At 68.3% G+C, this 23242-nt stretch carries 19 protein-coding genes and 1 pseudogene; 14 read left to right on the forward strand and 6 right to left on the reverse strand.

Annotated elements, in window-relative coordinates; genetic code table 11:
- Positions 1-14 precede the first annotated feature (14 nt).
- A complete protein-coding gene (gene recR / locus ABD088_RS01580) occupies positions 15-611 on the forward strand; it encodes a recombination mediator RecR (RefSeq protein ID WP_343899628.1) in 597 nt (198 codons plus the stop codon).
- A gap of 19 nt (positions 612-630) precedes the next feature.
- Here the strand turns inward: recR and ABD088_RS01585 are convergent, their stop codons facing one another.
- Positions 631-1212, reverse strand: a complete 582-nt coding sequence (locus ABD088_RS01585; RefSeq protein WP_343899629.1) for a DinB family protein — start codon at positions 1210-1212, stop codon at positions 631-633.
- 62 nt (positions 1213-1274) lie between these two features.
- Positions 1275-2030 (reverse strand): GntR family transcriptional regulator, encoded by a 756-nt coding sequence (locus ABD088_RS01590; RefSeq protein WP_343899631.1) that lies wholly within the window; start codon positions 2028-2030, stop codon positions 1275-1277.
- A 353-nt stretch (positions 2031-2383) separates the two neighbouring features.
- On the opposite strand from ABD088_RS01590, the gene ABD088_RS01595 reads away from it, so the two are divergent.
- From ABD088_RS01595 to ehuA, 4 genes and pseudogenes are all read left to right on the forward strand, one after another.
- Positions 2384-3325, forward strand: a complete 942-nt coding sequence (locus tag ABD088_RS01595; RefSeq protein ID WP_343899633.1) for a transporter substrate-binding domain-containing protein — start codon at positions 2384-2386, stop codon at positions 3323-3325.
- 84 nt (positions 3326-3409) lie between these two features.
- A complete protein-coding gene (ehuC, locus tag ABD088_RS01600; protein WP_343899634.1) occupies positions 3410-4138 on the forward strand; it encodes an ectoine/hydroxyectoine ABC transporter permease subunit EhuC in 729 nt (242 codons plus the stop codon).
- Positions 4135-4802, forward strand: a pseudogene (ehuD, locus tag ABD088_RS01605) (ectoine/hydroxyectoine ABC transporter permease subunit EhuD). The gene ehuC and the pseudogene ehuD overlap by 4 nt, the downstream one beginning before the upstream one ends.
- Positions 4786-5634 carry an ectoine/hydroxyectoine ABC transporter ATP-binding protein EhuA gene (ehuA, locus tag ABD088_RS01610; RefSeq protein WP_343899635.1) on the forward strand — a complete coding sequence of 283 codons (849 nt, stop codon included), beginning with the start codon at positions 4786-4788 and terminating at the stop codon, positions 5632-5634. Before ehuD ends, ehuA begins: the two are co-directional and overlap by 17 nt.
- A gap of 69 nt (positions 5635-5703) precedes the next feature.
- Here ehuA and ABD088_RS01615 read toward each other — a convergent pair whose 3' ends face one another.
- Complete coding sequence (locus tag ABD088_RS01615; protein WP_343899636.1) at positions 5704-6912, reverse strand: ABC transporter permease; 1209 nt, start codon at positions 6910-6912, stop codon at positions 5704-5706.
- Positions 6909-7910, reverse strand: a complete 1002-nt coding sequence (locus ABD088_RS01620) for an ABC transporter ATP-binding protein (protein WP_343899637.1) — start codon at positions 7908-7910, stop codon at positions 6909-6911. Before ABD088_RS01620 ends, ABD088_RS01615 begins: the two co-directional genes overlap by 4 nt.
- Before the next feature lie 239 nt (positions 7911-8149).
- Here ABD088_RS01620 and ABD088_RS01625 point away from each other — a divergent pair, with 239 nt between their 5' ends.
- Both ABD088_RS01625 and ABD088_RS01630 read left to right on the forward strand, forming a co-directional pair.
- Positions 8150-9436 carry an aspartate kinase gene (locus tag ABD088_RS01625; RefSeq protein ID WP_343899639.1) on the forward strand — a complete coding sequence of 429 codons (1287 nt, stop codon included), beginning with the start codon at positions 8150-8152 and terminating at the stop codon, positions 9434-9436.
- A gap of 149 nt (positions 9437-9585) precedes the next feature.
- Complete coding sequence (locus tag ABD088_RS01630) at positions 9586-9915, forward strand: YciI family protein (protein ID WP_343899641.1); 330 nt, start codon at positions 9586-9588, stop codon at positions 9913-9915.
- Between the two features lie 23 nt (positions 9916-9938).
- Here ABD088_RS01630 and ABD088_RS01635 read toward each other — a convergent pair whose 3' ends face one another.
- Entirely contained in the window at positions 9939-10937 is a 999-nt protein-coding gene (locus ABD088_RS01635; protein WP_343899643.1) for a D-2-hydroxyacid dehydrogenase, read from the reverse strand.
- Between the two features lie 65 nt (positions 10938-11002).
- Between ABD088_RS01635 and ABD088_RS01640 the strand changes: the two genes are divergently transcribed.
- The 7 genes from ABD088_RS01640 (at position 11003) to ABD088_RS01670 (ending at position 22367) form a co-directional block, all read left to right on the forward strand.
- Positions 11003-12274 carry an aspartate aminotransferase family protein gene (locus ABD088_RS01640; protein WP_343899644.1) on the forward strand — a complete coding sequence of 424 codons (1272 nt, stop codon included), beginning with the start codon at positions 11003-11005 and terminating at the stop codon, positions 12272-12274.
- Between the two features lie 10 nt (positions 12275-12284).
- Positions 12285-15356 carry an FAD-binding and (Fe-S)-binding domain-containing protein gene (locus ABD088_RS01645; RefSeq protein WP_343899645.1) on the forward strand — a complete coding sequence of 1024 codons (3072 nt, stop codon included), beginning with the start codon at positions 12285-12287 and terminating at the stop codon, positions 15354-15356.
- The gene (locus tag ABD088_RS01650) at positions 15353-16843 is read left to right on the forward strand and encodes an NAD-dependent succinate-semialdehyde dehydrogenase (RefSeq protein ID WP_343899646.1); all 1491 of its coding nucleotides are present in this window, start codon (positions 15353-15355) and stop codon (positions 16841-16843) included. The genes ABD088_RS01645 and ABD088_RS01650 overlap by 4 nt, the downstream gene beginning before the upstream one ends.
- A gap of 78 nt (positions 16844-16921) precedes the next feature.
- On the forward strand, positions 16922-18412 hold the full coding sequence (locus ABD088_RS01655; RefSeq protein WP_372710741.1) for a M24 family metallopeptidase: 1491 nt from the start codon (positions 16922-16924) through the stop codon (positions 18410-18412).
- Positions 18409-19671, forward strand: coding sequence for an aminotransferase-like domain-containing protein (locus ABD088_RS01660; RefSeq protein WP_343899647.1), 1263 nt, complete (start codon positions 18409-18411; stop codon positions 19669-19671). Before ABD088_RS01655 ends, ABD088_RS01660 begins: the two co-directional genes overlap by 4 nt.
- Positions 19672-20913, forward strand: a complete 1242-nt coding sequence (locus tag ABD088_RS01665; RefSeq protein WP_343899648.1) for a M20 family metallopeptidase — start codon at positions 19672-19674, stop codon at positions 20911-20913.
- A complete protein-coding gene (locus ABD088_RS01670) occupies positions 20910-22367 on the forward strand; it encodes an MFS transporter (protein ID WP_343899649.1) in 1458 nt (485 codons plus the stop codon). Before ABD088_RS01665 ends, ABD088_RS01670 begins: the two co-directional genes overlap by 4 nt.
- A gap of 74 nt (positions 22368-22441) precedes the next feature.
- Here ABD088_RS01670 and ABD088_RS01675 read toward each other — a convergent pair whose 3' ends face one another.
- Positions 22442-23140, reverse strand: a complete 699-nt coding sequence (locus tag ABD088_RS01675) for a GntR family transcriptional regulator (RefSeq protein ID WP_343899650.1) — start codon at positions 23138-23140, stop codon at positions 22442-22444.
- Positions 23141-23242: the final 102 nt, after the last annotated feature.

Below are 23242 nucleotides of genomic sequence, written 5' to 3' on the forward strand. Positions count from 1 at the left end.
CAGTGTGAGGTTTCGTGTACGAAGGTGCAGTCCAAGAGCTGATCGACGAGTTCGGTCGGCTGCCCGGCATCGGCCCCAAGTCCGCCCAGCGGATCGCCTTCCATATCCTGGAGGCCGACCGCGAGGACATGAACCGGCTGGCCGATGCCATTCGCGCGGTCAAGGACAAGGTGAAGTTCTGCTCGGTGTGCTTCAACGTCACCGAGGACGAGACCTGCAACATCTGCCGGGACCCCCGCCGGGATGAAACCATCCTGTGTGTGGTCGAGGAGTCCAAGGACGTCATGGCCGTCGAGCGCACCCGATCCTTCCGCGGCAAGTACCACGTGCTGGGCGGGTCCATCAATCCCATCGCCGGCATCGGCCCCGACCAGTTGCACATCCGTGAACTGCTGGGCCGTCTGCACGACGACAAGATCTCCGAGGTCATCATCGCCACCGACCCGAACCTGGAGGGCGAGGCAACGGCCACCTATTTGGCCCGCATGCTCTCCACGATCGGCATCAAGATCTCCCGACTGGCCTCCGGATTGCCCGTCGGCGGGGACCTCGAGTATGCCGACGAGGTCACCCTGGGGAGGGCCTTCGAGGGCCGCCGCGTGATGTCCTGACCCCAACGGTCCCGCCTAGTCAGCCCCTGAACTGCTCGGCGATCTCCTGCAGTCGACTGCGGTAGCCGTTCCAGTAGCCCGCCTCGGCCGGCGGCAAGTTGGCGTTGCCCGCCGACAGGCCCGCCGAACCGTCGATCGCCTCACGGACGATGTCTGCATGACCGGCATGGCGGGCCGTTTCGGCGATCATGTGCACCAGCAGGTGCTGCAGGTTCGTGTGACCACGCTCCGGCCCCCACCACGGCACAAAACCCTCAGCCTCCAGCTCGAGTGCCGCGATCGTCTCGTCCGCGTGCTGGCGGGCCCGCTGGTAGAAGCCCAGGATCCACTCGGCGCTCTGGTCGGAGGTGGCGAACATGTCGGCGTTGTCTTCCGCATCGTCCTCGTTCCACGGCAGCGGCTCCGCTCCGGGCCGGCCGAAGACCTCGCCAAAGTAGCCGTACTCCACGGTGGCCACATGCTTGACCAGGCCCAACAGGTTGGTTCCGGTGCCGGTCATCGGGCGGCGGAGATCGTATTCATCCAGCCCCTCAAGTTTCCAGAGCAACGCCTCTCGTTGGTTCTGCAGATAGCGGGTCAGGACTTCCTTCGGCGTCAGCATGGGCTTCAGCCTAGGACTCCGTCTGCGGTCCGTCACCCCCTGGATGCCCGCCGCCCGCCACGTCAGGAACCGAGCGGACCCCAGTGCTGGTCGCCCTCTGAGATGTCGACGACGGCGGTGGCCACGGGCCCGGGCGGCTGCCCGGTCAACCGGCCCACGGTATCGGCGAAGTGCCCCTCCAGCTGGGCCACAGCAGCTTCACCGTCCCCGGCCAGCATGAGATCCAGGCGTTCCCGATGCACTGCATGGACATCTGTGCGCACCACGTAGCCTTCGGGGTGCCCCAGGCTGGCCAGCCGGGTTTCCATGACCAGCGTGGACATGTACGCGCACAGGCGCTGGTTTCCGGCGGCCCGCACGACCTCGAAGTGCAGTTCCAGGTCGGTGTTGCCGATCGCCCGGGGGGACTCGGCGGGATCCTCCTGCCGCCCCATGCCCCCGAGGCGTTCCAGCAGCTTCATGGCACCTGCCAACCGGTGTTCGCGGTCCTTCCGGGTATCCAATGCCGCCACGGCACGCAGTGCCGCACCCTCGATGACGAGCCGGGTGGCGTACAAGGAGGCCAGATCGTCGAGGCCCACCTCCGCCACCCTCATCCCCTGACCCTGGCGGGTCACCAGCAAACCGTCCTGGACCAGCCGCTGCGCGGATTCGCGGAGGGAACCGCGACTGACGCCGAGTTGTTCGGCAACGAGCGCCTCATGGAGCTGGGCGCCAGGCAGGATGAGCCCCTCATAGATGGCGTTGCGCAATTGGGCGGTGATCAGGTCGATGGTCGACGAACGCTGGACGCGGGCCATGCTCGGGGCCGTGGGCATGCGGGCTCCATTCTGAAAACGTGGGACGACCGGATCACGCGCCTTCAACCTGGCCCCCGTCCGTTGTCGATAGATCGTAACTTAATCGTGACGATCCCCCGGCTGGCAAGTCAGCAACGACATCGGGCCATTCGTGCAGGGGAAAACCCCGCCAATCCAGCGAACGAGCCGAGCCCATCTCCATGGTTGTCGACAATCCGATGTCCGGAAGATCGGATTGTCAATTGACCATTTCATGACTAGCGTGATTTACATCACTCTGCACCATCCGATCGGGTTCGCCCGAAGCCGGCCGCACCGCCCTGGGGGAGGTTCGGCCGGTCCGGAACCTGTCACCTGAAAAGGGGTACATCATGATCCGCACCTTCCGCCGCCGGTCACTGCTGGCGTCCGGCGCCGTCCTCGCTTCGCTCTCGCTCGCCCTGAGCGGTTGCGGCGGCACCACGACCACCGAGGATGCGGGTGCGGGATCCGGATCCGCGCAAGTCGGCGAGGGCCACTTGCAGGCCCTCAAGGACAAGGGGACCATCACCGTGGCCATTGCCGGCGAGGTGCCGTACTCCTACGAGGAGAAGGGCGAGGCCACCGGTGCCACCATCGCGCTGGCCAAGAAGATCTTCGGCGACATGGGCATAGACAATGTCGAAACCAAGCTCGTCGACTGGAACTCGTTGATCCCGGGCCTGAAGGCCGGTCGCTTCGACGCCGTCAGCGCAGGCATGTCGATCCTCCCGGACCGCTGCGCCGAGGCCGACTTCGCCGATCCTGAGATCATGTACACCACTGCCCTCATGACGCAGAAGGACAACCCCAAGGGCCTCACCGACCTCGATTCGGTCAAGAAGAAGGAGGACGGCGGCGAAGACATCAAGCTCGCCGTGCTCGCCGGCGGCATCGAGGCCGGTTACGCGAAATCACTGGGACTGAAGGTCCAGTCCGTCCCCGACGCCCAGACCGGCATGGACACCGTCGACAACGGCCGTGCCGACGCCTTCGCCATGACGGCGATCTCGCTGACCACCATGGCCAAGGACAACCCGGACTCCAACATTTCGGTCGGCGACGGCTTCGTCCAGGAAATCGACGGCGTGAAGCAGCTCGGAGCCGGTTCCACGGTCTTCGCGAAGGGCGATGACGAACTGCGCAAGGCCTACAACGAGGGCCTGGCCAAGGTCACCGATTCCGAGAAGTCCTACCTGGACGTCGTCGGCAAGTTCGGATTCACTGCGGAGAACCTCCCGCCGAAGGACATGACCACCACCGAACTCTGCAAGGGAGCACCCGGGACGAAGTAGTCCCATCGTTGGTGCGGCCGGCCCATCTGGCCGGTCGCACTTTCGCAGCCCCTCCCCTCCTGCATGAGAAGGAGTCCATCCCCCGTGGACGATAAATTCGCCGCCGTGGGCGAGGCCATGCCGCGTCTGCTCGACGGTCTCCGCGTCACCGTCGAGCTGACCATCCTCGGTGCCATCGCCGCCTTCATCCTTGCCATCATCCTGGGCCTGGCGGCGGCCAGCCCCGCCAAGGGGTGGCGCATCCCGGCACGCATCATCATCGAGTTCTTCCGCGGCACCTCCCTGGTCGTCCAGATCTTCTGGTTCTTCTTCGTCCTGCCACTCCTCGGGATCGATCTCCACCCGATGGTGGCCGGGGTCCTGGCCCTGGGACTGAACTACGGTGCCTACGCCGCCGAAGTCGTCCGGGGATCCATCCAGTCGGTACCCACCGGCCAGTGGGAAGCCACGACCGCCCTGAGCCTGGGTTCCGTCCAGCGCATGCGCCGGATCATCTTCCCGCAGGCCTGGGCCCTGATGATCCCCTCGCTGTCCAGCCTGCTGATCCACTTGATGAAGGGCACGGCCATCGTCGGGTACATCACGCTGGCCGATTTCACCTTCCAACTCGACCAGGTCAAACGGGTCTCGGGCACGCTGTTCACCTACGGCATCGTGGGCATGCTGGGATACTTCCTTTTCGCCCTGGCCCTCACCCTCGCCATGAACCTCCTCGAGCGCCAAGCCAAGAGCAAGCTGGGGCAGGGGACCTCATTGCGGCGGATCCTCTCGCCCGCGCCGGTGGCCACAACACGAGCAGGAGGCATCCAATGATCGGGATCACCGCCGGCCTCGACTGGGACTGGAGCACTGCGGCAGACGTCCTGCCGACGCTGCTGACGCAGTTCCTCAAGGTGACACTGCTGGTCACGGCGCTCGGCACCGTCATCGCGTCCATCCTGGGCCTGGTCATCGCGATGGCCCTGCGCCTGTCACCGCGGCCGGTCGCCGAGGCCGTCAAATGGATCGCGAACATCATCAGGATGACCCCGATCATCATCCAGCTGCTCTTCGCGTACTACGCCTTCCTGTCCCTGGACGCCATCACCGTGGGCGTCATCGTCTTCGGCATCCACTACTCCACGTACATGTCCGAGGTGTACCGGGCCGGTATCGACGCAGTCCCCCGCGGACAGTGGGAGGCCACCACCGCCTTGTCGATGTCAACGCGACGCACCTGGACCGCGGTCATCATCCCGCAGGCCCTGCGTGCCACCATCCCGGCGCTGGGCAACTACGCGATCCGATGTTCAAGGACACCCCGTTCCTGCTGGTCATCGGCGTCGTCGAGCTCGTCAACGCGGGTTTGATCTACGGCGGCAACACCTACCGGTACATCGAGCCACTGACCCTGGTGGGCGTCATCTTCCTGCTGGCCAGCTACCCGACCTCACTTCTCATTGGCAGATTGGAAAAGCGCCTTGCCTACAACACCTGAGTCAACAGCCGCCCGGGCCACGGGCAGAAGCGGCGCCACGGCGCCCGTGATCGAATTCCGCGATGTCGACAAGGCATTTGGGGACAACGTGGTGCTCCACGACCTGAACTTCAGCGTCGAAAAGGGCGACCGGGTGACCCTCATCGGCCCTTCCGGATCCGGAAAGACCACCATCCTGCGCCTGGTCATGACCCTGGAGGAGGCGACCGACGGGTACATCTTCGTCGGCGGCGAACCGCTGACCCACGAAGAGCGTGGCGGGAAGCGGATCGAGCGCAGCAAGAAGGACCAGAAGCGCATCCGCCAACGGATCGGGATGGTCTTCCAGCAGTTCAACCTCTTCCCCAACATGTCGGTGTTGGAGAACATCATCGAGGCCCCCGTGCACGTGTTGGGCCAGTCGAAGGCCGAGGCCAGCGCCAAGGCCCGGCAACTGCTCGACAAGGTCGGCCTCGCCGACAAGGCCGACGCCCACCCCTCGTCGCTCTCCGGCGGGCAACAGCAGCGCGTGGCCATCGCCCGCGCCCTGGCCATGGACCCGGAAATCCTCCTGCTCGACGAAGTCACCAGCGCCCTGGACCCCGAGATCGTCGGTGACGTCTTGGCCATCCTGCGGAACATCGCGGAAACCACCGACATCACGATGCTCATCGTCACCCATGAGATGCAGTTCGCCCGCGACGTCTCCAACCGGGTGCTCATGTTCGACGGCGGCAAGATCGTCGAGGAAGCCGCGCCCGACGTGATGTTCAGCAGCCCCCGACACCAGCGCACCAAGGACTTCCTGCACGCCGTTCTCGGCGACGCCGACGGAACCATCGGCACCCACTAGACGCGCGTGGACCACCCCCTTCGGGGGAAGGGGTGGCCCACGCGTCTTCACCCGTTGGGGCCCGGGGCCTCAGGCGATCCGGGTCCCCCGCGGGAGCTTCCTGACGGGAGTCCGCAGCCGCCGCCACCCCAGGAACAGCACCACGGCAGCCAAGCAGAGCTGCACCAGCACACCCACAGGCCACAGGGGCGCGGCGGAAGCGGCAGCTACTGGTCCCTTCTGCTTCTGGCCGTCCAGGCAGGGTGTCTGCCCGGGCACGCCCGCCTGTGACTCGCGGACTCCCTGGCTCAGGGAGTGCATGACGCCGGAGTCGCCCTGCGCCGTGGTCGACGCCCGGGCGGGCACCGCGTCGGCTATGACGACGAACGGGTTCGCCGCCAGCAACCAGGTGATCCGTTCGGTGTGGAAGACGCTGGTCCGATAGGTTTCCGGCCCACAGACGTACGCCTCCGGGTCCTGGGTGTACGCGTCCTCTTCCCGCTGGACCTCTGCCAGGTAGGCCTCTTGGTCCTCGATGACCTTCCCATGCCCATCGACTGCCTCTCCGGCGTCGTTGTACTGGACTTTGGACCAGGGTTCATTCGGCCAGACCTGCCCGGATACCGTCACCTGCTCTTCCACCAGTTGGAAGGACAATCCGTAGGCGATGGCGGTGCCCAACGCCAGCAGGGCGACCAACAAGTACGTGGAGACAACGGCGAACAGTGGACGCCCGGCCCGGGCGGAGACCCCGACACCGATGGCGCAGGCGACACCGAGTTCGACGGCGGTCATCAACAGGAACACGGGGACCGCCGGAAGATAGACGTCCCCGAACGTCACCGCCCACACCACCATCGGCAGGGAAACCACCAGGAACGCCAACGACGAGACCCACGCGGCCAGCCATTTCCCCGCCAGGATCTGACCGGGCGTCAGCAGGGTGTTCTGCAGCACGGCCAGCGTCCCGGACGACCGGTCGCCGCTGACGGTGTTGGCCGACAGTGCCGGGGCCACCAGGAGCCCGAAGAACAGCACGAACGCAATGACCAGCTCGAACATGACCTGCCCGACGCCGGAACCACCGGCCACATACCCGGAGTCCCCGGAATCCGGCGCCCAGGCCCCGGTGGCGTAGGCGGCCAGGGCGGCCACCGCGCCGATGACCACGAACCAGACGACCAGCAGGATGTACCAGCCACGGGTCCGCAGGCGCTGCCGCGATTCCATCCGGAAGACCGTGCCGACGCCGGCGAGGATACCCAAGGTGGGCCTGGGCGGGGCCGTCATCGTGCTCATCGCGTTTCCCCTGCTTCATCCGCTTCGACCGGTTCAAGACTGCTCACATACGACTCCTCCAGCGCACCGGCGCTGGGCCCAAAAGCGGTGACCGGCACCCCGGCCAGCACCAGCCGACGCAACAGCCCGGCAGCATCCGCCTCCGAATCCAGGCGCACCACCGTGGGCTTGCGGCGGTATCCATCGGCGACGACCGTCTCCACGCCGGCCGCGGCCAGCTCGGCGGCCAAGGCCTGCGGGTCGGTGGACTGGATGGAATACCGGCGCTGCCGGGCACCGGCGTCGTCAACTGTCAGTTCGCGCACGCTGCGGCCACCGGCAATGAAGACGGCGCGGTCGGCCATCTCGTCGAGTTCGGCCAACACGTGGGAGCTGACCACCACGGTCCGGCCCCGGTCCGCCAGGTCGCGCAGCAGGTTGCGCAGATCGATCCGCGCTCCCGGGTCCAGCCCGGAGGCGGGTTCGTCGAGCAGCAGGACCTGCGGGTCGTTGACCAGCGCCCGGGCCAGCGAGAGGCGCTGCTGTTGTCCACGGGAGAGCACCCGGGCCGGGCGTGAGGCGAAGGGAACCAGCATCACGAGCTCCAGGAGTTCGTCGGCACGGGCCGCTGCAGCGGCCTTCGACGCCCCGTACAACCGACCCATCATCGCCAGGATCTCGTGGGCTGTCAGTTCCTCCCAGACGCCGAGGGTGTCCGGCATCCAGCCCAGCCGGGCCCGGACACCGCGGGGATCGGAGACCGGGTCGATGCCGCAGATCCTGACAATGCCCGCATCGGGTGCCAGCAGCGAGGCGAGCATCAGCAGCAGAGTCGTCTTGCCGGATCCGTTGGGACCGATCAGCGCGGTGACCTCGCCGGGCCGCGCGGTGAAATCGATGGCCTGGACCGCGTGCACCGTCCCGAAGGACCTGGCCAGCCCGGTGGCGACCACCCCCGATGATTCCAGGGACGCCGTCCCCGGCACCCCGCCGTCGTGCCGTGTTGTCCTGGCTCCCATGCTCTCCCCCGGATCCGCGTCCCGGCGGCAGGTGCGCAGGGTTCGTAGCGCCCATCCTATGCAGCGCCAGCGGGTTGCGGATCATCCCTGGGGACGAGGGGGTCCGGCGCGCATTATGACCGGTGGCAGTCACGCGACCGGGGCACCGCGCCGCTGCCTCGTTACACTGGTTAAGCATGTGCCCAGCCGGGTTGGCGGTGGGCCGTCCTGTCCTCAACCCAGTGGAGTGTGCAAAACGCATGAGCCTGATTGTCCAGAAGTTCGGCGGTTCGTCGGTCTCCGATGCCGAAGGCATCAAACGCGTCGCGGCCCGGATCCTCGCCACCAAGGCGGCCGGGAACGACGTCGTTGCAGTGGTTTCGGCCATGGGTGACACCACCGATGAGCTGCTCGATCTCGCGGGGCAGCTCACCGACGCGCCCCCAGCCCGTGAAATGGACATGTTGTTGTCCGCGGGCGAACGCATCTCCATGGCCCTGCTGGCCATGGCCATCGATTCCAACGGCGGCCAAGCCGTCTCCTTCACCGGCTCGCAAGCCGGCATGATCACCGACGCGGTGCACGGCAAGGCCCGCATCATCGACGTATCCCCCCACCGGGTGCGCCAGGCGATCGACCGCGGCTACATCTCGATCGTCGCAGGATTCCAGGGCATGAGCCGGGAATCGAACAACATCACCACCATGGGCCGCGGCGGCTCCGACACCACCGCCGTCGCGCTGGCCGCAGCGCTGAATGCCGACGTCTGCGAGATCTACACGGACGTCGACGGCGTGTACACGGCCGATCCCCGCATCGTGCACACGGCCCAGAAGATCGACACGATCTCCAGTGAGGAGATGCTGGAAATGGCGGCCTCGGGCGCCAAGATCCTGCACCTGCGCTGCGTCGAGTACGCCCGCCGCTTCGGTGTGCCGCTGCATGTGCGCTCGTCCTTCACCGACCACGAGGGGACCTGGGTGTTGCCCAGCCCCGACGACAACATCAAGATCCAAGAGGGAGAACCCATGGAACAGCCCATCATCTCCGGCGTTGCCCACGACCGTTCCGAAGCCAAGGTCACCGTGGTCGGAGTCCCCGATGTCCCGGGTTCGGCCGCGCAGATCTTCGGCGTCATCGCCGGCGCCAACGTGAACATCGACATGATCGTGCAGAACATCTCGAAGGCCGAGACCGGCAAGACCGACATCTCCTTCACCCTGCCGATCCTCGAGGGCAAGGACGCCATGGCCGCGCTGGAGGCGGCACAGGCGGAGATCGGCTTCGAGAGCATCTCCTACAACGACAAGATCGGCAAGCTCTCCCTCATCGGTGCCGGGATGCGATCGAACCCGGGGGTCTCCTTCCGGTTCTTCGAGGCGCTGCAGCAGGCCGGGGTGAACGTCAACATGATCTCCACCTCGGAGATCCGCATCTCGATCGTCACCGACGCCGAGCTGCTGGACACCGCGGTCCGCGCGGTCCACGGGGCCTTCGAGCTCGACGGCGACACCGAGGCCGAGGTCCACGGAGGCACCGGCCGCTAGGCACGTCCCATCCTGCGAAGGCCCCTTCCGGAATCGTCCGGAGGGGGCCTTCTCCGTCCCTAGGCCGGGAGGGTCCGCCAGATTAGACTCCACGTATCTCCGGGGAATCCCGGGTGGCGGCGAGTTCCGCCAGAGACTGGAGGCCGGACATGGCGCGGTACCTGATTTCCTTCAACGACGGGGACATGCGGTTCCCGATGGAAGACCTGCCCGCCGTCGGCGCCGCGGCCCACGAGGTGGTCCGGCAGGCCCAGGAGGCCGGGGTCTGGATCACCGGCGGGGGGATCGGCAACCACGACGTCAGCGTCGTGGGCACCGACGGCTCCGTCACGACCCCGCGGATCACCGAGCACATCGGTGGTTTCTCCATCCTCGAGGTCTCCTCCCACGACGAGGCGCTGGAGTGGGCCGCCCGGACCGCCGCCGCCTGCCGGTGCGCCCAGCAGGTCCGGCAGCTCATGGACGATCCGGACGTCTGAGGGCCGCGGGCCCCGCGCTGTCGCTAGATGGCTGCCGGGCTCGAGCTGACGTAGCCGCGGTCCTTGTCCACGATGTGGTCCAGGGGTTCCCCGGCGATGTAGGCGTCGAGATTTACCAGGAACTGGTCGGCCAGTTCGTCCCTCCACCCGTGGACATCGCCGCTCATGTGGGCCGAGACGTGCACGTTGTCCATCTGCCAGAACGGGTGATCTGCGGGCATCGGTTCGACGGCCACGACGTCGAGCGAAGCCGCGGCAATCTGTCCACCCTGCAGTGCTTGAATGAGCGCCGGTTCGTCGACCAGTGACCCGCGGCCGATGTTGACCAGATGCGCACTGGGTTTCATCGCGGCCAGGACGTGGGCATCCAGGATCCCCCGCGTGGCGTCGGTCAGGGGCGCGGCCAGCACCACGTGGTCGGCGGTGCCGACGTGGGCTGCGAGCTCATCGCTGGCGAAGACGGTGCCGAAGTCCGGGTCCTGGTCCCGGGCGGTTCGTCCGGCGCCCTCGACCTGCAACCCGACCGCCCGCAGGAGCCGGGCGGTGGCCCGCCCAATGCCTCCGGTTCCGACCACGATCGCCCGTGAACCGCCGGTCCGGGTCAGCTCCCGGTGCTGCCAGGTGCCCTGGCGTTGCAGCGTTTCGCTGCGGTGCAGCTGCTTGTCGTGGGCCAGGATCGAGGCCAGGACGAACTCGGCGATGGGCTGGGAGAAGGTCCCGTGCGCGTTCGTCAGGACCACCGGGGCCGCCCGCAGCCCGTCGAAGAGCATGGCGTCGACTCCGGCGGCGGCCACATGGACCCATTGCAGTGCATCGGCGGCATGCCACGCATCGCTGAGCGCCGAGGAGAAGAAGTCCCAGAGCAGGACGGCATCGGCGCCGGCGAGCGCGTCGGCCAGGGTGTCGGCGTGGGCGATGACGACGTCGGCACGTTCCCGGATGGCATCGAGGTTATGGGGGTCCGGCACCCCGGGGGCAGTGAGCAGGGCCAGGCGCGGGCGCTTCGAGTTGGTGTGTTCCACGTCATCCACGCTACCGCCACGAAAGATTGTTGACAATCTACCGAGCGGGCCACCACGATGAACACATGACGACTTTGAGCCCCCTGCTGAAGCAAGCGACCCCCGTAGTGGTCGACCACGCCCTCGGGTCCTGGATCTACGGCACCGATGGAGCCGAATACCTGGATTTCACCACCGGTATCGGGGTGACCAGCACCGGCCACTGCCATCCGCGCGTGGTCGAGGCCGCCCGCGAACAGTGCGGCAAGATCATCCACGCCCAGAACACCACGGTGATGCACCAGCCACTGCTGGAACTGACCGACAAGCTCGGCGAGAAGCTCCCGGCGGGCCTGGACTCCGTCTTCTACGCGAACTCAGGATCCGAGGCCGTCGAGGCGGCCGTCCGCCTGGCCCGCATGGCTTCGGGACGCCCGAACATCGTGGTCTTCCAGGGCGGATTCCACGGCCGCACCGTCGCCGCAGCGTCGCTGACCACCGCCGGCACCCGGTTCTCCGCGGGTTTCGCACCACTGATGGCAGGCGTCCACATGTCGGCCTTCCCGTACGCCTACCGCTACGGCTGGGATGAGGACACCGCGATCGACTTCGCCCTGCAGGAACTGGACTACCTGCTCACCACCCGCACCGCCCCCAATGACACCGCGGCGTTCCTCATCGAACCCGCCCTGGGCGACGGCGGCTACCTGCCCACCCCGCCGCGCTTCCTCGAGGGGGTGCGCGAACGGGCCACCCGCCACGGCATCCTGCTGATCATCGACGAGGTCCAGGCAGGCGTCGGACGCACCGGCAGGTTCTGGGGCCACCAGCACTCCACTGCCACCCCCGACATCCTCATCACCGCCAAGGGCATCGCCTCCGGCTTCCCGATCTCCGCCATCGCCGCCTCCACCGAGCTGATGTCCAAGGGGTGGCCCGGATCGCAGGGCGGGACCTACGGAGGCAACGCCGTTTCCGCCGCCGCCGGAGTGGCCACCCTGGCCGTCGTCGATGACGAGGGCCTCGTGGAGAATTCGCGGATCCGCGGCGACGAGCTGCAGGCCGGGTTGAAGGAGATCCAGTCACGCTTCCCCTCCATCGGGGACGTCCGTGGCTGGGGCCTGATGCAGGGCATCGAGTTCAGCACCGCCGAGGGCCAGCCCGATGCCGCGACGGCCGCCGCGATCCAGCAGGAGACCACCGGACACGGTCTGCTGACCCTGACCTGTGGCCCGCAGGGCAACGTCGTGCGCCTCATCCCCGCCCTGGTGGTCACCGCGCAGGAGATCACCCTGGGACTCGAACGCTTCGAGGCAGCCGTGTCAGCGGTCTCCGAACGCACCCTCGCCACGGCCTAGAAAGCAGCACATGACCCAGACAGCAGCACCGACCGCAGGAGGCACCGTGGCCGGGATCCTCGAGGCGGCGGGCATCGAATTCGATGACTCCGAACGCCGGCGGGCGGAGTACTCCTACGATGCCTCCAACTACCGGGTGCGCCCCCTCGGCGTCGTGTTCCCGCGCACCGCGGCGGACGTGGCGCGGACCCTGCGCGCCTGCCACGAGGCCGGCACCCCGGTCACGGGCCGGGGCGGTGGCACCTCGATGGCCGGCAATGCCGTCGGCCCGGGCGTGGTCCTGGACTTCTCCCGCCACATGAAGGCCATCCACGCCCTGGACGAGGACAACCTCTGGGTCGACGTCGATCCCGGCATGGTGCTGGCCACGCTCTCCCGGGAGATCGAGGCCCGCACCGCCGGGCGGCTCACGTTTGCGCCCGACCCGTCCTCCAAGACCCGCGCCACCGTCGGCGGGGCCATCGGCAACGACGCCTGCGGCAACCACTCGGTGCGTTATGGCCGTACCAGCGACCACGTCATCGAGTTCGACCTCATCACCGCCGATGGAACCTGCCTGACGGCCACCGCCACCGGGCTCCGGGCCACCGACGGGCACGACGCCGGTGCGGTGCGCCGGGCCGCGGAGCTCACCTCATCGATGGAGACCCTGGTGCAGCAGAACCTGGCCGGTTTCCGCACCGACCTGGGCCAGATCCAGCGCCAGGTCTCCGGCTACCACCTCGAGAACCTGCTGCCCGAAAAGGGCTTCAACATCGCCCGCGCCCTCGTGGGATCCGAGGGGACCTGCGCCGTCGTCGTGCGTGCCCGCATGGCACTGGTGCACAAGCCGGCGAGCGCGCTGCTGTTGTGCGTCGGCTACCCGGACGTCGTCGAGGCGGCGCGCGACATCGAGACCATCCTGGGGTTCTCCCCCGCTGCCGTCGAGGGCATCGACGACGCCATCGTGGCCACCATGAGGGCCCGCCGCGGCGAGGATTCCGTCACCGGGCTGCCGGACGGGAAGGCGTGGCTCTACATCGACCTGGACGGGGCCAACCCGGCCGACGTCCAGTCCCAGGCGGACGAGCTGCTGGAACGGCTGCGCTCCATCGGCAGGATGGTCGATGGGCGGGTCGTCCCCGACGCGATCGAACGCGCCTCGCTGTGGCGGGTGCGCGAGGACGGCGCCGGCCTGTCCTCCCGGCTGCACACCGGCGGTGAATCCTGGCCCGGCTGGGAGGACTCCGCAGTGGCCCCCGCACGCCTGGCCGACTACCTCTCCGACTTTCGCGACCTGCTCGCCGAGCACGGCCTGCAGGGCGTGATGTATGGACACTTCGGGGCCGGCTGCATGCATGTGCGCATCACCTACGACCTGCGCAGCGCCGCGGGCCGGAAGGTGTTCCGCGAGTTCACCGCCGATGCCGCCCGGCTGGTCGTCTCCCACGGCGGCTCGCTCTCCGGCGAACACGGCGACGGCCGCGCCCGTTCGGAGTTCCTGCCGCTGATGTACTCCCCCGCCATGCTCGCCGCCTTCGAATCCTTCCGGGCGATCTGGGATCCGTCGGGGTTGCTGAACCCCGGGGTCATCACCAGCCCCGACGCGTTCGACGAGCACCTCCTGCTGGACGGCGTGCCCGACCGCCAGTGGCGCACCAGCTTCGACCTCTCCCCCGCGTCGGGGCCGGATGCGGTCCATGGCGTGGACCCGTTCGTCCACGCGGTGCAGGGCTGCATCGGGGTCGGCAAATGCCGTTCGGACGCCGGCGGCGTGATGTGCCCCAGCTACCGCGCCACCGGAGACGAAAAGGACTCCACCCGGGGCCGCGCCCGCGTGCTGCAGGACATGGTCCGGGGCGCCGCCACCGTGCAGGAGGGCTGGAAGTCAGAGGAGGTCCGCGAGGCGTTGGACCTCTGCCTGTCCTGCAAGGCCTGCTCCTCCGACTGCCCCACCGGCGTGGACATGGCCACGTACAAGTCCGAGTTCTTCTCCCATTACTACCAGGGCCGGATGCGTCCGCTCTCGCACTTCTCGCTGGGCTGGCTTCCCCGCTGGCTGAAGCTGACCGGCCGGATCACCCCGCTGGTCAACACGGTCATGGGTTCGCCGCTGGGAAAGCTCGTCGCCGCCGCAGGTGGGCTGACCACCCGGCGCGCGCTGCCCCGCTTCGCCTCGGCCACCGCCTGGCGCCGCGAGGTCGACGCCGCCCTGGCCGCCGCCCCCCGGGCACGCACCGGACCACCCAGGACAACCTCACCCGCCGCCTCGGCCCCGGGGGCCACGGTGCCGCGCGTCGTGGCCACCGGGTACGACGCCGGAGCCTCCTCCGGGACGCAGGGCACCGGGGCGGTGCTCTTCGTGGACACATTCACGAAGGGCTTCCGCCCGGAGGTCGCCGGGGCGGCGGCCCGGGTGCTGGCCGGCACCGGGGAACCGGTCACCTGTTCGGCCGACGCCTGCTGCGGGTTGACCTACATCTCCACCGGCCAGCTCGGCACCGCCCGCAAGCTGCTCACCCACGCCGCGGAGGCACTCGATGACGGCAGCGACCGCCCGATCGTGGTGGTCGAACCCAGTTGCGCCGCAGCCCTGGCCAAGGACCTGCCCGAACTCGTGCACACCGATGCCGCCCGCCGGGTGGCAGCGCGCGTACGCAGCTTCGCCGGGCACATCGCCGCCCTGGCCGCCGACGGGTGGACCCCCAGCCCCGCGGCCCAGGTGCCCGGATCCGTCGTCGTGCAGTCGCATTGCCACGAGTACTCGGTGTTCGGCGCCGCCACCCAACGCAAGGCCCTGGCGGCCCTGGGCGTCGCCGAGGTCACCGAGGCCACCGGCTGCTGCGGCGTTGCCGGGAACTTCGGCTTCGAGGCCAACCACTACGAGCTGAGCATGCAGGTCGCCGAACAGGGCCTCGCCCCGGCCATGCGGGCCGGCAACGGCACCACCCCGGTGCTCGCCGACGGGTTCTCCTGCACCATGCAGGTCGCCCAACTCGATGGCGGCCGGCGCGGCCTGCACCTGGCCGAACTGCTCGACCCCGGCCTCGCGGCCGGCACGAACCACCAGCTTTCCACCAGCAACCCGAAGGAGCACCCATGACCGCCCAGACCTCCACTTCCCGCACCGCATCCTCGGCACGCGCCGCCGTCGAGGGCATCAGCACCGGCCTGTACATCGACGGGGCCTGGGTCGAATCGGCCTCCGGTGAGCGCTTCGACGTGGTGAATCCGGCCACCGAGGAGGTCATCGCCACCGTCGCCAACGGCAACGCGGAGGACGCCCAGCGGGCCATCGAGGCGGCCGGTGCCGCGCAGAAGGACTGGGCGCGGACCGCTCCGCGGGAACGCAGCGAGATCCTGCGCCGGGCCTACGACCTGATCATGGCCCGGCAGGAGGAACTGGCCCTGGTCATGACCTCCGAAATGGGCAAGCCGCTGGCCGAAGCCCGCGGCGAGGTCGCCTACGCCGCCGAGTTCTTCCGCTGGTTCTCCGAGGAGGCAGTGCGCATCGGCGGGGACCAGACCATCACCGGTGACGGCAAGAACCGCATCATGGTGACCAAGGAGCCGGTGGGCCCCTGCGTGCTGATCACCCCCTGGAACTTCCCGTTGGCCATGGGCACCCGCAAGATCGGCCCGGCCATCGCCGCCGGCTGCACCATGGTCTTCAAGCCGGCCAATCTGACGCCGCTGTCCTCGCTGGCCCTGGTGGACATCCTCATCGAGGCGGGCCTGCCGGCCGGCGTGCTGAACGTGGTCACCACCAAGAGCGCCTCCTCCGTGGTGACCCCGTGGATGGAATCGGGGATCGCCCGCAAGGTCAGCTTCACCGGCTCCACCGGTGTGGGTGTGCGGCTGCTCGAACAGGCGGCGCAGCACGTCATGCGCTCGTCCATGGAACTCGGCGGCAATGCCCCGTTGATCGTCTTCGAGGATGCCGACCTGGACCGTGCGGTGGAGGGCGCGTTCGCCGCGAAGATGCGCAACATGGGCGAGGCCTGCACCGCGGCGAACCGGATCTTCGTCCAGGCCTCCGTGGCCGATGCCTTCGCCGAGAAGCTCGCCGCCCGCCTCGGCGCGCTGAGGGTCGGCGATGGGGCCGTCGAGGGCACCGACGTCGGCCCGCTGGTCGAGGAGAAGGCACTGGTGAAGGTCGGCGAGCTCGTCGACGATGCCGTGGCCCAGGGCGCCCGCGTGGTCACCGGCGGCTCGCGGCCGGAAGGCAAGGGCTACTTCTACTCCCCCACCGTGCTGACCAACGTGTCCCCGACGGCGCAGCTGATGACCGAGGAGATCTTCGGACCCGTGGCCCCGCTGATCCCGTTCGACACCGAGGACGAGGTCGTCGCGATGGCCAATGACACCCCCTGGGGCCTGGCCGGCTACCTGTTCACCCAGGACCTGGACCGCGCCTTCCGCGTGGGCGACGCGCTGGAGGTCGGGATGGTCGGGCTCAACACCGGGATCGTGTCCAACCCGGCGGCACCGTTCGGCGGGATCAAGGCCTCCGGGCTGGGCCGCGAGGGTGGCCGCGTGGGCATCGAGGAGTTCCTCGAGACCAAATACATGGCCATGCCGCGGGCCTGAGCCCCCGGGCCTTGTCAGTGACCTGAGCCACAGCCTAGTATTGTCAACAATCTACCAACGAGGTTTGAAGGAGTCTGCATGGAACAAGAGGGCGTCGCACCACTGCTCTTCACCACCGAAGAGTACGCCGCACGATTGGCCGCGGCACGGGTGCGCATGCAGGAGCAGGGCCTCAGTGCGCTGATCGTCACCGATCCGGCGAATATCTACTACCTGACCGGGTACAACGCCTGGTCGTTCTACACCCCGCAGATGGTCTTCGTCCCCCTGGAGGGGGACATGATCCTGTTCACCCGCGAGATGGACGCCAACGGCGCCTTCCGCACCACGTGGCTGCCGCAGGAGAACATCGTCGGCTACCCCGAACGCTACGTGCACCGCCCGCACCTGCACCCCTTCGACTGGGTCGCCTACGCCCTGCGCGCCAGGTACCTCATCGCCCCGGCCACCAAGGGCTGCGTGGGATTGGAGATGGACGCCCATTTCTTCTCCCCGAAGGGCTACCGTGCCCTGGTCAACGCCCTGCCGGAATGGACGCTGGTGGACTGCTTCGAACTGGTCAACTGGGTGAGGGCGATCAAGTCGCCGGCCGAAATCCAGTTGATGCGCAAGGCGGCGGTGGTCACCGACCGGGCCATGCGCGCCGCCCACGAGGCCATCGCGGTGGGAACCCGCCAATGCGATGTCGCGGCAGCCATCAGCCACGCACAGATCACCGGCACCGCGGAGTACGGCGGCGATTACACCGCGATCGTGCCGATGCTGCCCACCGGCGAATCCGCTGACACCCCGCATCTGACCTGGAACGACGAGGTGCTCAAACCGGACCAGGCGATGGTCGTGGAACTGGCCGGCGCCCACCACCGCTACCACGTGCCCATGGCCCGGACCTTCATCCCGGGCACCCCGACACCGCAGCTGGCGCATCTGGCGCAGGCCACCGACCACGCGCTGGCCGCCGTGCTGGAAACCGTGCGCCCTGGCGCCCCGGTGCAGGAGCTCTCCCAGGTCTTCAACCGGACCCTGTTCGAATACGGCTATGAGAAGGCCTCGCGCATCGGCTACTCGATCGGCGTCGGCTACCCGCCGGACTGGGGCGAGCGGACCATCTCCCTGCGCAGCGAGGACCAGACGATCCTCACCGAGAACATGACGTTCCACCTGATGTGCGGCATGTGGATGGACGGTTACGGCTACGAGGTCTCCGAGGCCATCCGGGTGACCGATACCGGGGTCGAGTGCTTCACCTCCTACCCGCGCGGACTCATCCACGTCGGCGACGCCGGCGGCGCCACCGGCTCCGGCCCGCTGCTGGGAAATCCCGGCGAGCGCGCCGTGCACCTCTCCCCCGGGACCCCGGCCGTCGCCCAACCCGTGGATGAGCCACGACGCCCGGCCACGCCGCGCTTCGGATTCACCACCCCCGACGAATCCACCATGACCGGATCGATCAGCATCGTCCCGCGCAACGCCGAGACCGCTGACAGCGACCCTGCCCGGCCGACGGTGCCACCGCTGGACGTCCCCGGCGCAACCACGAACGCCGAACCACCGAAGGAGACACCATGACCACCCTGAACCTGCCGCTCGCCGGCCGCGCCGCCAACCTGGTGGGCTCCGTCATCGACTCCAGCACCTCGCTGCTCGCCGCCCAGGAACACGACATCGTCCGTTTCGCCATGGGCGCCCCGGCCGATGAATTCGTCCCCGTGGAGGCGTTCACCGAGATCGCCGCCAGCGTGCACAACGCCTCATCGTTCACCTATGGCGCCACCGAGGGCGAGCCCCAGCTGATCTCAGCCCTCATCGACTACCTGTCCACCACCGCGGAGCCGACCTCCGCCGAACGGATCAGCATCACCTCCGGCGGCATGCAGGGCCTGGACATCGCCTGCAAGCTGTTCGTGGACCCGGGCGACCTGGTCATCGTCGAGTCCCCGACCTACACCAACGGCTCGGCGACCGCACTGAGCTACGGCGCGGACCTGCTGGAGGTCCCGATGGACCAGGACGGCATGGACGTCGACGAGCTGGAGCGGCTCGTCGCCGAAGCCGGGCGCACGCCCAAGGCGATCTACACCATCCCCAATTTCCAGAACCCCTCAGGCACCACCCTCTCGACCGAACGGCGCGAACGAATCATTGCGTTGGCCCGCCGCTGGGGGGCCATCATCATCGACGATGACCCGTACGGACTGCTCCGCTTCGCCGGCGAGGACCTGCCCGGCTTCCGCCAGCTCAGCGGCAACGATCCGCTGGTGTTCTCGGTGCGGACGTTCTCCAAGATCCTGGCACCGGGCCTGCGCGTGGGCTGGATCGACGCCGATCCGTCGCTGCGCCAGTTGATCATCAACGCCAAGCAGGCCATGGACACCTGCACCAACGTCCCGGCCCAGCATGTGGTCGCGGAGTACCTGCGCCGCGGCATCCTGGACGAGCACCTGGCCGGGCTGCGCACCGAATACCGCAACCGCCGCGACGCCATGCTGGCCAGCCTGGACAGGCATCTGCCGGGTCGCGTGCGGACCACCCACCCCGATGGCGGTTTCTTCCTCTGGGTCACCCTGACCGGCGAGGACGCGGCAGTGGACACCCGCCGGCTGTTCGAGATCGCCCTCGCCGAGGGAGTCGCCTTCATCCCCGGCCCCGCCCTGTCGGCGGGCGGCCGGTTCGCCTCGGCCCTCCGGCTGTGCTTCGCCTCCACCGGCCCGGAACGCACCGACGTGGGGGTACAACGACTGGCCACGGCGCTGGACGCCGCACTGGCCGAAACGCGACGGGGGTCCACCGACGCAGCGGTCACCGGCCAGGCCCCGGGACGTGGCTGAATGGCGGCCACGGCAGCCGGGACGGCCATCGCCCCCATCGACCCCGCCGAGCTGACGGCACTGACCATCGAGCTGGTCAACGCTGGCGGGGAGAACCCCGGCGGCACCGAGCAGGCGACGGTCGACGTGCTGGTCGCAGCGGCCCGGCGCCGTGGCCTGCAGGTCACCACCCGGGAGGTCGCCCCCGGGAGGCCCAACGTCTTCATCACCCTACCCGGCGGGGACGGGGAGGGGGTGCTCTTCCTGGGGCATTCCGACGTCGTTCCCGTGGGCGATGGCTGGGAGCGCGAGCCCTTCGATGCCCACGTGGCCGACGGCCGGATCTTCGGCCGTGGCGCCACCGACATGAAGGGCGGCCTGGCCGCAGTGCTCACCGCCATGGCCTCCCTGCACGACGCCGGCACCCAGCTCGCCGGTCCCGTCACCCTGGCCTGCACGGTCGATGAAGAAGAGACCGGGGCCGGCATCCGGGCGGTGGTCGCCGACGGGCTGGAGCACCGCTACTCCGCCTGCGTGGTCGCCGAACCGACCGATCTGGAGACGGTCATCGCCTGCCGGGGTGATTCCTACCTGGAGATCGAGGTGACCGGCCGGGCAGCCCACTCCGGCCGGCCCAGCGACGGGCGCAATGCCATCGACGCCGCCGTGCGGATCTGCAACCTGGTCACCACCGACCAGGAACGACTCTCCGCCGACCCCGACCCCCTGCTGGGTTACGCCACCTGGAACGTCGGCATGGTTTCCGGGGGACGCGGCACCTCGATGGTCGCCCCCGAGGCCCATCTGTGGCTTGACCGGCGGCTGATGCCCGGCGAGGACACGGGCCGGATCCGCGAGCACCTGATGGAGCAGATTGCGGCCGCGGGAATCACCGGTGACGGCATCGACGTCGAGGCGCGCACGACCATGGAAATGCCGGGATTCCGCACCGACCGCGACCATCCGCTGGTCGCGGCGGCCACCGCGTCGCTGGCCGCCGCCGGCGTGGAAACCCGCGTCACCGGGTGGAGTGCATCCTGTGATGGCGGCTTCATTTCGCGCGACTTCGGCATCCCCACCATCGTGCTGGGGCCCGGGGAATTGAACGAACAGGCACACCAGCCCAACGAATCGGTGCGCCTGTCGGAAATAGAGGCCGCGACGCACGCTTATGCAATGCTGGTCATCACACTGCTAGGCCCAGGCGGCGGGGCATCCTGCTCAGCGCGCCAAGCTCCCCTTCCGGAAGGCGAACGCTCATGACCGAACAACACGCCGCTTCAGGCAGCTCGACGACAGTGGAGGATCCCGGGGCTCCCGGGGCCGAACCGCAGTCGGCCGAGGCAAAATCCAACCTGCGCAAATCGATCCTCGGCTCTGCGCTGGGCAACGCGGTCGAGTGGTTCGACTATGGCGTCTACGGTTACCTCACGATTTTCATGGCCGCGAACTTCTTCGGCTCCGAAGAGGGCGATGGCGGCCTCGGCGTCACCCTGACGTTGGCCACGCTGGCGATCTCCTTCCTGGTCCGCCCGTTGGGCGGCCTCGTCCTCGGGCCCATGGGTGACCGGTTCGGCCGGCAGAAGGTCATGGTCCTGACGGTCACCATGATGACCGCCGCTACCGGCGTGATCGGACTGCTGCCGACCATCGACACCATCGGCTTCTTCGCCCCGGCGCTGCTGCTGCTCTGCCGCATGGTCCAGGGCTTCTCCGCCGGTGGTGAGTACGGCGGCGCCGCGGTCTACATGGCCGAGAGCGCCCCGGACCAGCGACGTGGCTTCCTGGGTTCCTTCCTCGAGTTCGGCACCACCGTGGGCATGATCCTCGCAGCGATCGTCTGCACGACCCTGATCACCATCGTGGGCGACGACGGCATGGCGGCCGGCTGGTGGCGCCTGCCGTTCCTGCTGACCATCCCGTTGGGCATGACCGCCCTCTACATCCGGACACGGCTGGGCGAGCCCAAGGTGTTCTCCGAGGCTGCGGCCGGCCTGGAAACCACCAAGACCCCCATCCGCGACACCATCCGCAGCCATTGGCGCCAGATCCTCATCGTCATGGGCTTCGTGGTGCTGCTGAACGTCGCGTTCTACCTGATCCTCGGTTACATGCCGACCTACCTGAGCAAGCAGCTGGGGCACGGGACCGCGCAGGGCAACTGGATGCTGGTGGCCATCATGGCCATCATGCTGCTGGTGATCCCCTTCATGGGCTCGCTCTCGGACCGGATCGGCCGCAAGACGCTGCTGCTCACCGCCGCCGGCGGCTACACGGTCCTCGCCGTTCCGGCCATGATGCTCCTGGGGTTGGACAGCCTGTTCCTGCAGTTCGTCGGACTGGCCGTCCTGGGCATGCTGCTGGTCATCCTGGTGTCCTCGGTGTCCTCCACGTTGCCGGCGTTGTTCCCGACCGCGGTGCGCTACACCGGGTTCGCCATCGCCTACAACTTCTCCACGGCGTTCTTTGCCGGCCCCTCCCAGACGTTGACCAACAGCCTGATCGATTCGACCGGCAATGTCCTGATCCCCGGCTGGTACATGGCCATCGCCGGGGCCATCGGCTTCATCTCCATCCTGTGCATGCGCGAGACCGCCCAGGCCTCACTGCGCGGCGAGACGCTGCCGGGTGAGCCCGCATCAACCGGTTGGCCCGCCCCGAAGTGGGTTCCCGTCAACCGCGCGAAGGCCGACGCCGGCAAGGCCATGTCGGCGTAGCCCGGCACCAAGCCCGCGCAGGGAAGAGGGGAGCACGCGTTGCGTGCTCCCCTCTTCGCTGCCCTGCCGACGGCTCAGGAGGCCTCGGGCTCCGAGGCGCCGATTCCCTGGATCGGCTCCAGCAGCTGGGCGATGGCGCTGTCCATGTGGTCCGCCAGCGCCCCGTGCAGCTCGGGGACATCCGCGTCCAGGATGGCCTGGGCGATCCGCCGGTGCTCGGCCACCCGGTCCGCCAACGAGTATTCGGCCTGCTCCAGGGCCGCCAGGCACATCCGCGTCTCGGTGACCAGCGTCCGGTGGACCCGGGTGAGGCGCTGGCTATGGGCCAACCTGACCATGGCCTCATGGAAGGAGATGTCGACCCGACTCAGTTCCGTCGACGCGAAACCGGTCCCCAGCGCAGCCATCTCCTCGACGATGGCCATCAGCTCCGCGCCGGCCTCGCGGTGGGTGTGGTCGACCTCGATGATCTTCAATGCAGCGCCCCGTTCGACGGCGGTGCGCGTGAGGTAGATGTCGGCAATATCCGTCGGGGTCGGGTCGACGACGAAGAGGCCCCGGTTGCGGATGCTGATCAGCAGCCCCTCCTGGGTCAGCCGCTGCATCGCCTCGCGCAGCGGGCCCCGGCTGACGCCCAGACGGCCGGCCAGATCTGCTTCCCCGAGTTGGGTTCCGGGAGGGAACTCGCCATTGCCGATCGCGGAACGGATCTTGCGCGCGATGATCGAGGGGGTGGACTCCTGTTGGAGCGGCTCGAGGCTCGAGGCGGCCATGGGGTGATCCTCACTGGGGTCGACATTGTCCGGATGCAGACAATCCTACAACCGATGCACGACGGCGGGCAGGGGCATCTGCGCGAGCTTAGACTGGAGGTG

The sequence above is a fragment of the Arthrobacter rhombi genome (genome assembly GCF_039526245.1).
Classification (GTDB): domain Bacteria; phylum Actinomycetota; class Actinomycetes; order Actinomycetales; family Micrococcaceae; genus Arthrobacter_H; species Arthrobacter_H rhombi.